The following is a 13,963-nucleotide window of genomic DNA, read 5'->3' on the forward strand; positions in this document are numbered from 1 at the left end:
AGACTTGCTTTCCCGATCTTCGCGTATATACTTTTCGTATACACAAGGAGATCCCCATGCAAACGACCAAAGTCTTTCAGAGCGGTAACTCCCAGGCTGTGCGCATTCCGCGTGAGCTTCAGTTTGATGTGACCGAGGTGGAGATCGAGCGTCGGGGAGATGAGTTGATCTTGCGCCGCCCGGCAAACAATCTCAGCGCCGCTTTCGCCGCGCTGGCCGCCCTGCCGGACGACTTCTTTGCCGAGGCCCGCGACGACACACCGCCGCAAGAACGTGAGGGCCTGTGATGCTGCAAGCCCTGCTCGACACCAACATCTGCATCTACATCGCCCGCCACCGCCCGGCCAGCGTCGCCGAGCGCTTTGCCACCGCCGCCCCCGGCTCGCTGGGGATCTCGCTGATCACCTGGGGCGAACTCTGTTTCGGCGCCGCTAAAAGCCAGCAACCTGAACAAGCACAGGCGCAGCTCGACCGCTTTACCACCAGCGTCGCCGTACAAGCGCTGAGCCGCGAAGTTGGGGAACACTACGGCGACATCCGCCACAGCCTGCAACGCGCCGGCACGCCCATCGGCAACAACGACCTGTGGATCGCCGCCCACGCCCGCGCGCTCGGCGTCACGCTGATCTCCAACAACACGCGCGAATTCGAGCGCGTACCGGGGCTCAGGCTGGAGAACTGGGTTTAACGCCGCGTTCCTCTGATAATCGCGCCGCTCAATATCCAGGGCGAAACGCAAAGCTGTTCCGCAATCCAGAAGATTGAGCCCGCCCAGACCAACGATATCCACCGTCCATCGAATTTTGCGTTTTTGGCAGTCATCATGATTGTTCTGCCATGCCTGCTCCGTTAGCATCGCCCCGGCGCACTAGGACAAACCCTTATGTGCTGATCGGTAGTTGAGCTTTGCAAGGAGTAGTCATGGCACGCGCGTTTCCGGATATCAAGTCCGCCTTCGTCCTGTCCCTCTTGGGCTTTGCGCTGTCCGCTTGCGGGGGTGGAGGAGGTGGAGGCGGAGAAAGCAGTAGCTCGGGAACGGCCGCCGCGTCTTCCTCGCTGGCAAACTCTTCGGTGGCCACTTCGTCTGCTGCAAGCAGCAGCGCAGCCAGTTCATCGAGCACCAGCAGCGTGGCCGGGTCGTCGTCGAGCAGCGTGAGTTCCAGCGCGTCGAGCAGCGCGGCCTCCTCCTCCAGCTCGATTGCATCGAGCAGCGCCAGCAGCACGAGTGCCGGCGCCGTAGCCACCACCTCGGGCGGTTTTTCCACGGCCACGGGCAATATCGCCACGGCGCGCAGCTTCACGGCGGCGAGCTACACCGACATCAATACCATCATTGCCAATGCCCGCTTCAACGACGCAGGCACCAAGGTGTCGACGGGCGCCTATCCGCTGCATATCACCTACACTGGCAATGAAGATGCCCTGATCGCGCAGATCGTCAAGGATCACACCAAGGACAGTTCCGGCAACTGCCCGGTACCACACTGGAACGACGCTTATCGCTATATCGAGATCAAAGGCTATACGGCGGGCGTCACCATCGAGGGCGCAAATGGCTCCTCGGCCAACTGGGGCATCGTGATCAACGGCAGCTCCAGCAATGTGGTGGTCAAGAACATGAAGATTGGCGCGCTGGGCGGTGCCGCGAATGACGCCGACATGATCCGCATCGACAGCGGCTCCAATGTGTGGATCGATCACAATGAATTGTTCGCGGTAAATAACGAGTGCAAGGGCTCGCCGGACGGCGACCTGACCTTCGAATCGGCCATCGACATCAAGAAGGCCTCGCACAACATCACCGTCTCGTACAACTACATCCACGACAGCAAGAAGGTCGGCCTGGATGGCTCATCGTCGAGCGATATCGATGGTGGCCGCGAGATCACCTATCACCACAACTACTACAAGAACGTGAATGCCCGCCTGCCGCTGCAGCGTGGTGGCTGGATCCACGTCTACAACAATCTGTACGACGGCATCACCGACTCGGGCATCAATACCCGACAAGGCGGCTATGCCCTGATCGAGAGCAACTGGTTCCAGAACGCGCAGGACCCGGTGGTGTGCTATTACGACAGCGGCAGCAACTGCGGCTTCTGGGATCTGCGCAACAACAACATCAGCAGCCCGGCGGACTTTGCGACCTACAACATCAGCTGGTCCACACCGAGCAGTGGCGACAAGAATGCCTCGGCCTGGACCACCAGCGGCAGCTTCCCGATCAGCCTGAACTACAGCTACACGCCGCACACGGCCACCTGCGTGAAGAACGGCCTGCCCGCCGTCGTTGGGGTCGGCAAGAACTATGCGACACTGAGCTGCAACTAAGGCCGGCAAGCGCCTTAGCATGCAGGGAGAGCGGGACCTGGCGCGGTTCCGCTCAAGCCGCACACGGCGCCCGCCCCACGCCAAGGCACATCGATGAGCCACACGCCCCTTACCCAAACCAGCTGGCTGCGCATCATCCTCAGTTCGCATGAACAGCTGCTGGGCACGCCACTCGTACCGGCAGGGCTGGATGAGAACGCGGCATTGCACTGGCTCGATCAGGAAGCCGATTTCTGCGTACTGGCGCATGAGGCCAGTGCAGACCCGCGCTTTGTCTATGCCAATGCCGCCACGCTGCGCTGCTTTGGCTATAGCGCCGATGAGTTCATCGGCCTGCCCTCGCGCCTGTCGGCCGAGGCGCCGAACCGTGAGGAGCGCGATGCCCTGTTGCAACGCGTGCAGGGCGATGGCTTTGCCAGCGGCTATCGCGGCCTGCGCATCGCCAAGGATGGCCGGCGGTTCTGGATCGAGGATGTGACGGTGTGGAACCTGCTCGATGCAGCGGGCGCACGCATCGGCCAGGCCGCTACTTACCGGCGCATCACGCCGGCGTAAGCCCGGCCGGGCACTGGCGAGGCCAGGCAGATCAGCTTATGCTCCCGAGCTGAACGCCAAGCCAGCGCTTGGCCCGATCACACCCAATACAGGGGGCGCAGCGCATGAAGTTCAAAGATGTCTTTCTGCTCAGCTTACTGGCCGCCGCGTGTGCGGGCTGCGTGGCCACCAAGTCGCTGATCACGGCAGCCAACTCGCCCGCGCGTGAGCAACTGTCCGGTTCGGTGCGCCTGCTTTCGGCGGCACGTGAGGGTGACCGGGCTTATCTGTGTTTCGAACGCAAGCAGGGCGATGCGCAGACCGAGCAATATGCGCTGCGCGTACCGACGGCAGCGACCGAGAACTTCATCATCCAGGATTCGCTTGAGCGGCCGGCGGTCTTGAAGCCCGCCAGCGACGCTGTAGTGCGTGGCCAATGCCAACGCCTGGATACGCCAATACCGATTGTCGAAGTGACGCCGCAAACCCCCTTGCGCCTGAAAGCAGACATACAGGACGCCATTTACGTGCAATACGAAGGGGCTCGCCTGCAGAGCCTGGGCTATCTTTCAACGCAGCCCCTGGCCGAACATCGCCACCCTGACAAAGCCCGCTACGGCTATGCCATCGATCTGAGTCAGACCAATGTGCTCTACAGCGCCGACAAGAAGCGCCCGCACCTGCTGCTTCTGCTGCCGGCCAGCCTGGCAGCCGATGCGCTCATCGACACCGCGGCTGTCGTCGTCTGGTTCAGTGTAGGTGTGCTTGAGAGCTGCGCAAAAACAGCGGGCGGCTGCAAAGGCGGTTCGTGATCAAGCGATGGAATTTGATCGCAAAAGACCGCAGAGAAAAACAAAAAGTCCGCAAAGGGAAGCATCCATCGCTTCTTCTTTGCGGAGCTTTTCTTTTCTTCGCGCCTAGATATCGACGCACATAAATGCGATACGCCTAAACAAAATGCATTACACGCATTGCGTGGCCTTTTTCCTCAGCACTTCAAAGAAGCATCAAATGCTGCGTGCCACCTCATAGGCATCCCAGATGGCATACATGATGTTCGACACTTCGCGCGAATCACCGAAGGTATAGACCTCGGGCACTTTGTTGCGCACCTTCTCGTACAAGCTGCGCTCGGACACATAGCCGATGGCAAGAATTGCGCTATCAGCCGCCACAAACACCTGCTCGCCACCGCGCTTGACCATGAAGCCGCCTTCAGCCGGCGCTGTCACGCAGCTGGATGTCATGACCTCGATCTTCTTGAATTCGAGAAGGTCCGCAAGCATGTCGTGATTGGCGTGGCACAGCGGGCCGGCCAGCGCCAGGATTCGATCAGCCAGTTCGACGATCGTCACCTTCTTGCCTTGGTCGTAGAGCCACAGCGCCGTCTCGCAACCGACCAGACCGGCACCAATGATGATGGTGCTCTCGCCCGCCGGCTTGACGCCATTGAGCACGTCTTCAGCGGTATAGACGTTCGCGGCGTCACCGATCTTCAGACGCTTGGGCTTGGAACCTGTCGCCACGATCAGTACGTCCGGGCTCGCCTTGAGCACCATCTCTTCGGTGACCTCGGTGTTAAACACCAGCGGCACCTTGAGCTCACGCAATTCACGCTCATACCACTTGAGCAGCGCATGATCGTCTTCCTTGAAGTCCGGCACGCCGCCCGGAATCACCACACCGCCGAGGCGATCTGACTTTTCGTAGAGCGTGACGATGTGGCCACGCAAGCTGGCAACGCGTGCCGCTTCCATCCCCGCAATGCCGCCGCCGACGATCATCACCGACTTTTTCTCCAGCGCCGGCAGCAGTGCGTAATCGGCCTCCCGGCCGCACGCGGGATTCACCGCACAGCTGACCTGGGCGTATTTCGCCAAGCGCCCCATGCAGCCTTCCTGGCACGAAAGACAGGGCCGAATGCGGTCGGCCTTGCCGGCACGCACCTTGTTGGGCAGCGCCGCATCGGCCAACAGCGGGCGCGCCAGGGCGACGAAATCGGTCTTGCCGGAAACGATGGAATCTGCAGCCAGATCCGGATTGTCGAGCCGCCCGGCGGTAATCACCGGTACCTTCAGAATGCCCTTCAGAATCTTGTTGAACGGCAGGTAGAGGCCCTTTTCCTGGTACATCGGCGGATGGCTCCAGTACCAGCTGTCATACGAGCCCACGTCGCCGTTGAAGGCATCGTAGCCTGCGGCTTCGAGCAGCCTGGCCGCTTCGATCCCCTCGGGAATGTCGCGCCCCTTTTCAACGAAATCCTCGCCGGGCAGGCCGCCTGACTTCCAGTCCTTGATGAAGCTCTTGATCGAATACCTCAGCGACACCGGATAGTTGGCGCCGCAGCGCGCCTTGATCGCCTTGACGATGTCAGTTGCAAAACGCAAACGGTTCTCCAGGCTGCCGCCGTATTCGTCGGTGCGTTGGTTGAACATCGAAATCGCGAACTGATCGAGCAAGTAGCCTTCATGCACGGCGTGAATCTCGATGCCGTCAAAGCCGGCCTTTTTGGCGATCTCTGCGCTGTCAGCGAATTTGCGGATGTAGGTCTTGACCTCATCAATGCTCAGCTCGCGACAGGTCACGTCCGGCAGCCAGCGATGCGGAATCGGCGACGGTGCGACAGCCGTTGAACCGACGATGGACGGAATGCTGACGCGGCCAAAGCCTGCCGACAGCTGCAGGAAAATCCTGGCGTCGTAGGCGTGGATGCGCTCGGTCAGAATCTTGCCGGTCTTGATGAAGTTGAGCGGATTCAGGGTCGGGCACGGCATTGAGGGCAAGGCGCATTGCTCGATGTCATTCTCGACCATGGTCACGCCGGTCATGATCAAGCCTGCGCCGCCCTTGGCGCGCTCCACATAGTATTCAACGCCGCGATAGTTGAACGAGCCGTCTGCATCACACAGCCCGCCGGGACCAATCGGCGCCATGACGTAGCGGTTCTTGATTTCAAGTGAGCCGATCTTCATCGGCGAGAACAGAACTTCGTGCTTGCTATCCATGATTCCTCGCTTTGCTTGAACGGCGATCAGATCAAGGCCGCTCATGGCTTTACATTGACAACCCGATTGAGCTGTCCGACCTTGCCAAAAACTGCTGCCAGCGCTGCGCTTCAAGGCAACTCAAGCAAGTAGCTAGTCGAAGTCTGCCAGGCGACATCTGATCAGGATGAAAGCTGGTGTGCTCGCTAAACGGCAACATCGAAAGCCCAGTCTAGAGCTGCGCGAGGGCGATACTTTTGACCTAGGGCGTGTTCACAGGAGGCAGGCCGATCGCCGCTCAAGCCGCTTGATCCGGATGCTGTTCCGCCGCTGTGCGCGCCAACATGACGGTGCCTGCGCATCGAGGCAATTGAACCAGATATTGCAACAATGTTTTGATTATCGGCCACATAATCAACAGGAACTTCACAATCGGCATCCGAGTCCATGCCAGTCCTGACATCAACATGGACCATCTGGCATGAGCGAGCACAACAATCCCATCTCGAATGATCGCCGTCATCTGCTCAAAGCAGCACTGGCCGCGCCGCTGATCCTCAACAGCGCCGGGGCATTCTCGGCCACTGCGGATACGGCTGAAATCGAAGCTGAAGCGCTGCGCAAGCTGCATGCCGCTGCACTGGCCGAAGGCGGCAAGCTGGTGATCTATGCCGGTGGCGATACGCCGGTGCAGCAAGATGCGGTCAAGGCCGCGTTCCAGAAGCAGTTCCCCGGCATCGACATCAATATCGTGGTCGATTACAGCAAGTTCCATGATGTACGTCTGGACAACCAGTTCGCCACCAACAGCGTGGTGCCAGATGTGATCCAGATCCAGACCGTGCAGAACTTCCCGCGCTGGAAGCGCCTGGGCCGCCTGCAAGCCTTCAAACCCGCCGGCTTCGAGAACATCCACCCCAGTTTCAAGGATGCCGACGGCGCCTGGATGGCGATTGGCGTGATCGCCTTCAGCTACATGTATGACAGCAGCGTGGTCACTGCGCCGCCGGCCAGCCCGCAAGCACTCGTCAATCCGGAATGGCGCGGCAAGATCGCCTCCGCCTACCCGCACGACGACGACGCGGTGCTGTTCCTCTTCAAGCGCTACGCTGAAGCCTACGGCTGGGACTGGATCCGCCGCTTCGCTGCACAGGAACCCGCCTTCGCGCGTGGCTCGCACACGCCGCGTCTGGCGCTTACCCAGCAGCAGAAGATCGTCAGCGTTGGCGGCTCAGGCTCGCTGCTTGATCAGAGCGGCAAAGTCCGCTGGGCGATTGCCGACGGCCACCCCTTCCTGGCCTGGGGCCAGCGCGCCGCCATCGTCAAGGGCAGCCGCAACCTCAGCGCAGCCAAGCTGTACATGAGCTGGCAAACCTCGCGAGCGCGCCAGCAAGCCGCCAGCAATGGCTGGTCGATCCGCACAGATACGACTACGCCCGCAGGGCTGCGCCCGGTCTGGGAATATGCCAATGCCCATCTCGCCGAGTTCGTCAGCTTCATGGAAGACCGTGCCGAAGCCGAACGCTGGCGTCAGACCTTCGCCATGTACTTCGGCGAAGTGAAGGGCGATGCCTCGCCCGGCTGGCTTGGTCTGCATCCCGGCGCCTGAGGCAGGCCCCGCCCAAGATCTGGCAGAGCTGCCCGTGCCGGTTCTGCCAGATCGCGCAAGACACACGCAGCAGGAATTCCTGCTGCGCGGACTAAATGCATACGGCATTTAATCACGACAGTACATTACGCGACAAAATGGGCAGTGGCTGCTTATACTGCAAGCACGCCACTCCCGTCTGTCCGCCATGTCGTCTTTCCGCCTGCTGCGTCTGAGCTTTGTCGCCTGGCTGCTTTGCCATGCCCTGGCTGTGCGTGCCGACGATGACAATACGCTCACCTGGTGCCAGTTCAACCTGCCGCCGGTATATATCGTCAGTGGTCCCAAAGCAGGGCAAGGCATCATGGATGGCTATGTGAGCTTCTTCATCAAGAAGCTTCCAAACAGCTACCGGCACAGATTCCAGCTCTCCAATCTGGCCCGCATCCAGACCGAACTCCGCGAGGGCAAGCCGCTGCTTTGCGCGGGCTTGCAGCGTAACGAAGAGCGCGATACCTACGCACTGTATTCAGAGCCCTTCGATATCATCCAGTCGCCGCACCTCTTGTTGCCGGCCAGCAAGCTGGCCCTGCTCAAGCCCTGGCTGGGCAGCAACGGCCTCTTGCCGCTGGACAAGCTGCCGGCGGTGCTCGATGGCAGCGGCCTGGTGCTGGGCATCACCAGCGGGCGCTCCTACGGCCCGGCGCTGGACAAGCAGATCGCCACCATCAAGGATCATCCGCGTGTGATGACGCGCCTGACCGCCGATGGCGTGGGTGAAGGGCTGATCCGCATGATGCAGCTGGGGCGCATTGATGCCGCGATCACCTTCGTCACCGAGGACATGCAGTACCGCGAGCTCTACCAGAGCGGCAATGATCCGCTAATCGGTGTCGGCATCGACGGCCTGCCGCGCTTTTCGACGATCCACGTGCTGGCGCCGAAGACCGACTGGGGGCGCAAGCTGATCGGGCAGCTCAATGCCATCATCCGCAGCAACTGGAACGATGCGGAATTCCGTTTCAATACCTTCATCAGCGGACATCAGGGCGAAGACCGCGCCCAGGTGCAATCGATGTTGCGCGAGATCGACCCCAATCGCAAACGCTGATCAGGCAAAGCGCGCCAGCAAGGCGTCGCGCGCTGCGGTGAGGCGCACGAAGGCGTCGTGACTGCCACCGGCATCAGGATGCGCTTTCTGCGCCCGTTTGCGGAACGCACCCTTGATCGTTGCAGCCTCCAGCGCGCCCTCGCCCGGCAGGCCGAGGATTTCACGCTGCTCGCGCTCGCGCATGCGCGCAGAATCACGCCCCGCGCCATATGCGCCAAAGTCAGCGTATTCAGCGTCGATGCGCGCCTGCGCCGCACGACGCTGCTCAAAGGCTTCGCGCCGCAGCGCGGCCTGATCGCTCTGCCAGCGCTGGCGCGACATCACGATGCAGGCGGCAAAGTGGATGCGGCCACTGTGTTCCAGCGCATCGAGGTCGAAGGGCCCGACCATCTCGAACGGGCGCGCCAGCCAAGCGGTTCTGCCCGCCGCACCGAACTCGACACGCCCCAGCGCGGCGGTCAGCAAGATGCCGGCTGAGCCGTTCCAGACCACCCATTCCTCGTTCGCGGCGGTGTGCGGGTGCTGCGACATGCGACTCTCCTCGCGCAAGATGTCCCGTAGTCGCCCCAGCGCGCGCGGGCCGTGTGCGCTACCTGACATGAACCCGGCTTTTTTGCAGCAAACATGACCAAACCGGGCCGACCCGGCTTGAGGAGCAATTTGCGCACCATCGCAAATGCGCACGCGCACAGGATTGCCGCCAGATTTCCACCGCAGGCACTTGCACCGTATGATGCCGCGCTCAGCTTCCCACCCCTGCCGACCATGAGATTCGACCTGAAAGTCCCCTTCGCCGAAAAAGACGCCGCCAAGCAGCTGGGAGCCCGCTGGGATGCGGCCAACAAGCTGTGGTACGTGGAGGGCAAGGCGGACATGACGCCCTTCGCCAAGTGGAACCCGACACCGCGCGATGGCTCTGCCGCGCCTGCGCCCAGCCGCCCGGCCAGCAAGAGCAGCGCGGCAAGCCCCAGCGCGGGCATCGTGCAAGTCGGCAGCCGCTACCGCGAGCTGCCACGCGTTTGCGCCTGCCTGCCCTGGGAAGTGTGCGAGGCTTGTCACGCCACGGCCTTGTCGGCTTGATTCTTCGCTGCCCGCAGCGAGCGCGGCACGGAAAGAGTCTGGTAAGAAAGCCGCCCGCATGATGCGTGCTCCACCTAAGCTTTCCAGGAGCACTCATGAAATTCCGACTGACCACCTCCGTGCTGGCTGCTGCAACCACGCTGGCTCCGTTGTGCAGCCAGGCACTCGAAGCTGAAGCCAATCCCCGCGAGGGCTTCGGCCTGGGCCTGGCGCTGATGTCCGAGCAGAAGCCGTATCGCAATGTCGATAACAAGCTCGAAGTGTGGCCAATGCTCACCTACGAGAATCGCTGGCTGCGTGTCGCCGGCCCCGGCGTGGACTTCAAGCTGGGCAAGAGCGGTTCCTTGTCGTATGCCTTGACCGCCAGTTTTTCCAGAGAGGGCTACAAGGCCAGCGACTCGTCGTATCTGGATGGCATGGACGAGCGCAAAGACGGCGTCTGGCTGGGCGGCCGCGTGACTTGGATCCATGAAATCGCCAATCTCTCGGCCGCCTGGCGCGGCGACGCTTCCAGCCACAGCAAGGGACAGAAACTCACCCTTGGCGCCGAGCATCGTTTCAGCGTCGACAAGCTGGGCATTACGCCGCGCGTAGCCGCGATCTGGCAAGATCGCAAATATGTGGATTACTACTACGGCGTCAAGGCCAGCGAGGTACGCGCCGACCGCGCCGCCTATGCCGGCAGCTCGACCGTCAATGGCGAAGTCGCAGTTCGTGTGGACTACCGTCTGAGCAGTGCGCAAAGCGTGTTTGTGGATGCCGGCGTGACTCTGCTCGGCGCGGGCATCACCGACAGCCCGCTGGTCTCACGCAGCACGGTAGGCGCCCTGCGCCTGGGTTATCTGTATCGATTCTGAGCACAGCGGAGTAAGGCATGCAGCGTGTTCTCCTGCTCGAAGACCACCCCCGCCTGGCCGCGCTGATCAAACGTGCGGTCAGCCAGGCCGGCATCGAGTGTGATTGCGTCGAAAATCTGGATCAGGCTTGGGCGGCCTTGCAGGGCCAGACCTATTCAGCCGTGCTGCTTGACCGTGGTCTGCCCGACGGCGATGGGCTCAGCCTGGTCAAGCGTCTGCGCCGTGGTGGCGAGCACGTGCCCTGCCTGCTGCTGACTGCACGCGATGCCCTGCATGACCGCATCGATGGCCTCGAATCCGGCGCCGACGACTACCTCTGCAAACCCTTTTCGATGGAAGAGCTGGTAGCGCGCACACGTGCCCTGCTCCGCCGCCCACCTGCGCAGACCACGCTTGCGCCGGCGTTCGGCGATCTGCAGTTGGCGCCTGAGCAGCTGCTGCTGAGCTGCCAGGGGGGCTCGCTGAATCTGACCCGCGCCGAGCTGCAGATCATGCTGAGCCTCTGCAAGGCGCAGGGCGCCCCCGTACGCCGCAGCGCGCTGGAAGCCGCCGCCTGGGGCCAGCAAGAGGCGGTGACGCCAAACGCGCTGGACGTGGCCGTGCATCGCCTGCGCCGCAAGCTCGAAGCGCTGGGCTCGGCCGTGCGCATCATCAATCAGCGCGGGGTGGGCTATGCGGTCGTTCATTGAGCGCTGGGCGCACAGCCTGAGCGGCCGCCTGCTGGCAACCTACATCGGTGCCTGGCTGGTCGCTGCCGTGCTGTTCGGCAGCCTCGGCAGCTGGCTGTTGCGCAGCGATGGACGCATGCTGGACCACAGCGCCGAACGCGCCGCGCATGCGCTGACCGACTATGTGCGCTTTGATACGACAGGCCGGCCCTCCATGGCCGAATTGCCGATCAAGGTGCAGTGGTTGTTCATCGCCTCGCCGCTGGATGCCGGCTACCGCATTTTCGACGCCAGCGGGCAGACCCTGCTGTGGTCTTCAGAAGCCACCCGGCAGGCCTGGCAGAACACCGCCTTGTTGCAACAAGCGCCCTCCGAGCACAGCGCAATCAATGTCAACGGCGTGGCCATCCACACCGCCAGCCAGCGCCTGACCAGCCCCAATGGCCAGACCCTGTGGCTGCAAGTAGCCCTCAGTGAGCGGCTGGCCGCACTGCGCCACGACGAAATGGGCAATACCTTCGAATTCACCATCGTGCTGGCCGCGCTGGTCTCGATCCTGCTGCTCGGTCTGGTGATGTGGCGTGTGCTGCTGCGCGTGCTGGCGCCGATCCAGCGCGTCTCGCGCGAAGCGCAGGCCATCGAGCCGCAAGGTCCCTGGCAGCGCCTGGGCACCCAGGGCCTGCCCGGGGAAATCGCGCCGCTGGTGCGCTCCTTCAACCAGGCGCTGGACCGGCTTGAAGAAGGCTTCGAGCGACAGCAGCGCTTCCTCGCTGATGCCGCCCACGAGCTGAAAACGCCGCTGGCCCTGCTGCGCGCGCATGTCGAACTGGGCAGCGAGGACCGCGCCGCCCTGCTGCAGGACATCGACCAGATGTCACGCCAGGTGCAACAGTTGCTGATGCTGGCCGAAGTGAGCGAGCCGCGCAGCTACCAGCATGAGGACATCGCACTGATCGCGGTGATTCAGGATGTGCTGAGCTTCCTCGCGCCGCTGGCGGCGCAGCATGCCGTGCTGCTGCAGTATCACAGTCATCCTGATGCCGCCCACAGTCTGCAGGGCGACCGCAGCGCGCTGTTCGTACTGCTGAAGAATCTGGTGGAAAACGCGATCCACGTTGCGCCGCCGGGTTCGGCGGTGAGCGTGGCGCTGGAACAGCGCGCCATCAGCGTGCGCGATCACGGCCCGGGCATTGCTCCGGCCCACCTGCCGCGCCTCTTCGAGCGCTTCTGGCGGGTACCCGGCAGTCGCGAGGGCGGCGCCGGCCTCGGCTTGTCGATCTGCCATGAGGTGGCCGCCGCGCATGGCTGGCAGCTCACTGTGCGCAATGCCTCACCCGGGGCCGAGTTCAAGCTGGCGTTCGCGGCAGCAGTCCCTGAAGCGCCCACTGCGCCTCAAGCCGACAGCAATGCGTCGATGAGATGACGCGCGGCAGGACCGAGTGCGACCTTTTTCAGGCGGATCACGAAGCTTGGAAATTGCGGCATCTGATCACGCCCTTCCCAGCTCTCCATCTGCAGCACTTTCAAACGACCGGCTTCGATCTCGGCCTGCACCAGATGACGCGGCATGCTGCCCCAGCCAATGCCGGCGCACAGCAGCTGGCGCTTGAGGCCCAGATCGGTGACATGCCAGGCGTCCAGCGCGTGCACGCCAAAATCTGAACTGTCCGCAGTGGCCGATGCGCGCGTCCATACGATCTGCATCTGGCCACGTAGCTGGGCCAGCGCAATCGGCCCGTTGAGCGCGGCCAGCGGATGTCCGGGTGCGGCCACGGCGACCAGGCTGTGCTCGCTGAGCAGGCGGGCCTCGAATTCATTGCCAATCTGTGCAATCGCCGCGACCACGCCGATCAGCGCCTGGCCGCTGCGCACCATCTCCAGATCGTCAGCAAAAGGTTTGATGCTCACCCGCACACGCACCGAGGGGTAGGCCTGATGCAGGCTGTCGAGCGCCTGGATCACCGGCGCCATGTCGGAGAACTCATTGACGACCAGGGACAGCCCCGCTTCGACGCCGTGGGCAAAGCCCTCGGCATGCAGCTGGAAGTCCTCAAGGTCTTCAACCAGCAGGCGTGCGCGTGGCAACAAGGCGCGCCCCGCATCGGTGAGCTGCGGTCGGTAGTGAGCGCGATCAAAGAGCAACAGCCCGGTCTGCTCTTCCAGCGCACGGATCGCATAGGTGATCGCCGACTGGGCACGACCGAGCTTGCGCGCAGCCGCAGCGAAGCCGCCGCAATCGACCACAGCCAGAAAAACCTGGAACTGATCCAGCGTGTACGCCGCCACTCTATCTACCAATCTGATCAACTAAATCGAGATTATAGAGTTCTCATGCAATTTTATAGATGAAAAGATGAGCCCACCTCAATCCAAACAGGAGAAACATGATGAGCTCACCCTCCAAACGCATTCGCATCGGTCTGTGGCTGGCGCAAATCCTCGCTGCCCTGGTGTATGTGCCGGCCGGCGCCATGAAGCTGTTCTCGCCCGTCGCCCAGGTCGCCACACAGATTCCCTGGGCCGCCGATGTGCCCGAACTGTTCCTGCGCTTCATCGGTGTGGTCGATCTGTCGGCTGGTCTGGGCTTGCTGCTGCCGGCACTGACGCGCATCGCGCCGCGCCTGACGATCTGGGCCGGCATCGGTTCGACCGCGCTGCAACTGTGCGCCATCTGCTTCCACATCAGCCGTGGCGAATACTTCGTCGTGCCGATGAATCTGGTGATCATCGCCCTCTCGCTGTTCGTCTCCTGGGGTCGCGCCAAGAAGGCACCGATCAGCCCGCGCGGCCAGTCGCTCAGCGCCGCCTGA

The 13,963-nt window shown here is 62.4% G+C and carries 16 protein-coding genes; 12 read left to right on the forward strand and 4 right to left on the reverse strand.

The features are described 5' to 3' along the window. Positions 1–56 precede the first annotated feature (56 nt). Both ABDB84_RS11145 and vapC read left to right on the forward strand, forming a co-directional pair. Complete coding sequence (locus ABDB84_RS11145; protein ID WP_345919801.1) at positions 57–287, forward strand: antitoxin; 231 nt, start codon at positions 57–59, stop codon at positions 285–287. After that, positions 287–688, forward strand: coding sequence for a type II toxin-antitoxin system tRNA(fMet)-specific endonuclease VapC (gene vapC, locus ABDB84_RS11150; protein WP_345919802.1), 402 nt, complete (start codon positions 287–289; stop codon positions 686–688). Before ABDB84_RS11145 ends, vapC begins: the two co-directional genes overlap by 1 nt. Before the next feature lie 193 nt (positions 689–881). On the opposite strand, the gene ABDB84_RS11155 is transcribed toward vapC, so the two are convergent. Beyond that, the gene (locus tag ABDB84_RS11155; protein ID WP_345919803.1) at positions 882–1,223 is read right to left on the reverse strand and encodes a hypothetical protein; all 342 of its coding nucleotides are present in this window, start codon (positions 1,221–1,223) and stop codon (positions 882–884) included. Here ABDB84_RS11155 and ABDB84_RS11160 point away from each other — a divergent pair. The 3 genes from ABDB84_RS11160 to ABDB84_RS11170 all read left to right on the forward strand — a co-directional run bounded on the left by ABDB84_RS11160 (position 1,153) and on the right by ABDB84_RS11170 (position 3,677). Beyond that, complete coding sequence (locus ABDB84_RS11160) at positions 1,153–2,331, forward strand: pectate lyase family protein (RefSeq protein WP_345919804.1); 1,179 nt, start codon at positions 1,153–1,155, stop codon at positions 2,329–2,331. The genes ABDB84_RS11155 and ABDB84_RS11160 overlap by 71 nt on opposite strands. Positions 2,332–2,424: 93 nt before the next feature. Continuing rightward, the gene (locus ABDB84_RS11165; RefSeq protein WP_345919805.1) at positions 2,425–2,886 is read left to right on the forward strand and encodes an MEKHLA domain-containing protein; all 462 of its coding nucleotides are present in this window, start codon (positions 2,425–2,427) and stop codon (positions 2,884–2,886) included. A 104-nt stretch (positions 2,887–2,990) separates the two neighbouring features. Then, the gene (locus tag ABDB84_RS11170; RefSeq protein ID WP_345919806.1) at positions 2,991–3,677 is read left to right on the forward strand and encodes a hypothetical protein; all 687 of its coding nucleotides are present in this window, start codon (positions 2,991–2,993) and stop codon (positions 3,675–3,677) included. A 195-nt stretch (positions 3,678–3,872) separates the two neighbouring features. Here the strand turns inward: ABDB84_RS11170 and ABDB84_RS11175 are convergent, their stop codons facing one another. Then, positions 3,873–5,870, reverse strand: coding sequence for an oxidoreductase (locus tag ABDB84_RS11175; RefSeq protein ID WP_345919807.1), 1,998 nt, complete (start codon positions 5,868–5,870; stop codon positions 3,873–3,875). 460 nt (positions 5,871–6,330) lie between these two features. On the opposite strand from ABDB84_RS11175, the gene ABDB84_RS11180 reads away from it, so the two are divergent. Further along, positions 6,331–7,458, forward strand: coding sequence for an ABC transporter substrate-binding protein (locus ABDB84_RS11180; protein ID WP_345919808.1), 1,128 nt, complete (start codon positions 6,331–6,333; stop codon positions 7,456–7,458). 187 nt (positions 7,459–7,645) lie between these two features. Then, complete coding sequence (locus ABDB84_RS11185) at positions 7,646–8,548, forward strand: hypothetical protein (protein WP_345919809.1); 903 nt, start codon at positions 7,646–7,648, stop codon at positions 8,546–8,548. Here the strand turns inward: ABDB84_RS11185 and ABDB84_RS11190 are convergent, their stop codons facing one another. After that, entirely contained in the window at positions 8,549–9,079 is a 531-nt protein-coding gene (locus ABDB84_RS11190; RefSeq protein ID WP_345919810.1) for a J domain-containing protein, read from the reverse strand. A 234-nt stretch (positions 9,080–9,313) separates the two neighbouring features. Here ABDB84_RS11190 and ABDB84_RS11195 point away from each other — a divergent pair, with 234 nt between their 5' ends. From ABDB84_RS11195 to ABDB84_RS11210, 4 genes are all read left to right on the forward strand, one after another. Further along, entirely contained in the window at positions 9,314–9,628 is a 315-nt protein-coding gene (locus ABDB84_RS11195; protein ID WP_345919811.1) for a DUF5710 domain-containing protein, read from the forward strand. A 95-nt stretch (positions 9,629–9,723) separates the two neighbouring features. Further along, complete coding sequence (locus ABDB84_RS11200) at positions 9,724–10,485, forward strand: MipA/OmpV family protein (RefSeq protein ID WP_345919812.1); 762 nt, start codon at positions 9,724–9,726, stop codon at positions 10,483–10,485. A gap of 17 nt (positions 10,486–10,502) precedes the next feature. Then, on the forward strand, positions 10,503–11,174 hold the full coding sequence (locus ABDB84_RS11205; protein ID WP_345919813.1) for a response regulator transcription factor: 672 nt from the start codon (positions 10,503–10,505) through the stop codon (positions 11,172–11,174). Next, a complete protein-coding gene (locus ABDB84_RS11210; protein ID WP_345919814.1) occupies positions 11,158–12,576 on the forward strand; it encodes a sensor histidine kinase in 1,419 nt (472 codons plus the stop codon). Before ABDB84_RS11205 ends, ABDB84_RS11210 begins: the two co-directional genes overlap by 17 nt. Here ABDB84_RS11210 and ABDB84_RS11215 read toward each other — a convergent pair. Continuing rightward, positions 12,546–13,439, reverse strand: coding sequence for a LysR family transcriptional regulator (locus ABDB84_RS11215; RefSeq protein WP_345919815.1), 894 nt, complete (start codon positions 13,437–13,439; stop codon positions 12,546–12,548). The genes ABDB84_RS11210 and ABDB84_RS11215 overlap by 31 nt on opposite strands. A gap of 98 nt (positions 13,440–13,537) precedes the next feature. On the opposite strand from ABDB84_RS11215, the gene ABDB84_RS11220 reads away from it, so the two are divergent. Next, positions 13,538–13,963: a DoxX family protein gene (locus ABDB84_RS11220; protein ID WP_345919816.1), complete on the forward strand. Its 426-nt coding sequence runs from the start codon at positions 13,538–13,540 to the stop codon at positions 13,961–13,963.

This window comes from Uliginosibacterium sediminicola, from assembly GCF_039631295.1.
Taxonomy (GTDB): Bacteria; Pseudomonadota; Gammaproteobacteria; order Burkholderiales; family Rhodocyclaceae; genus Viridibacterium; species Viridibacterium sediminicola.

Coding starts and splice junctions, on each gene's coding strand:
- ABDB84_RS11205 (WP_345919813.1), top strand. CDS start 10,503: ATGCAGCGTGTTCTCCTGCTCGAAGACCACCCCCGCCTGGCCGCGCTG.
- ABDB84_RS11200 (WP_345919812.1), top strand. CDS start 9,724: ATGAAATTCCGACTGACCACCTCCGTGCTGGCTGCTGCAACCACGCTG.
- ABDB84_RS11195 (WP_345919811.1), top strand. CDS start 9,314: ATGAGATTCGACCTGAAAGTCCCCTTCGCCGAAAAAGACGCCGCCAAG.
- ABDB84_RS11190 (WP_345919810.1), bottom strand. CDS start 9,079: ATGTCGCAGCACCCGCACACCGCCGCGAACGAGGAATGGGTGGTCTGG.
- ABDB84_RS11165 (WP_345919805.1), top strand. CDS start 2,425: ATGAGCCACACGCCCCTTACCCAAACCAGCTGGCTGCGCATCATCCTC.
- vapC (WP_345919802.1), top strand. CDS start 287: ATGCTGCAAGCCCTGCTCGACACCAACATCTGCATCTACATCGCCCGC.
- ABDB84_RS11185 (WP_345919809.1), top strand. CDS start 7,646: ATGTCGTCTTTCCGCCTGCTGCGTCTGAGCTTTGTCGCCTGGCTGCTT.
- ABDB84_RS11210 (WP_345919814.1), top strand. CDS start 11,158: ATGCGGTCGTTCATTGAGCGCTGGGCGCACAGCCTGAGCGGCCGCCTG.
- ABDB84_RS11170 (WP_345919806.1), top strand. CDS start 2,991: ATGAAGTTCAAAGATGTCTTTCTGCTCAGCTTACTGGCCGCCGCGTGT.
- ABDB84_RS11145 (WP_345919801.1), top strand. CDS start 57: ATGCAAACGACCAAAGTCTTTCAGAGCGGTAACTCCCAGGCTGTGCGC.
- ABDB84_RS11220 (WP_345919816.1), top strand. CDS start 13,538: ATGATGAGCTCACCCTCCAAACGCATTCGCATCGGTCTGTGGCTGGCG.
- ABDB84_RS11175 (WP_345919807.1), bottom strand. CDS start 5,870: ATGGATAGCAAGCACGAAGTTCTGTTCTCGCCGATGAAGATCGGCTCA.
- ABDB84_RS11180 (WP_345919808.1), top strand. CDS start 6,331: ATGAGCGAGCACAACAATCCCATCTCGAATGATCGCCGTCATCTGCTC.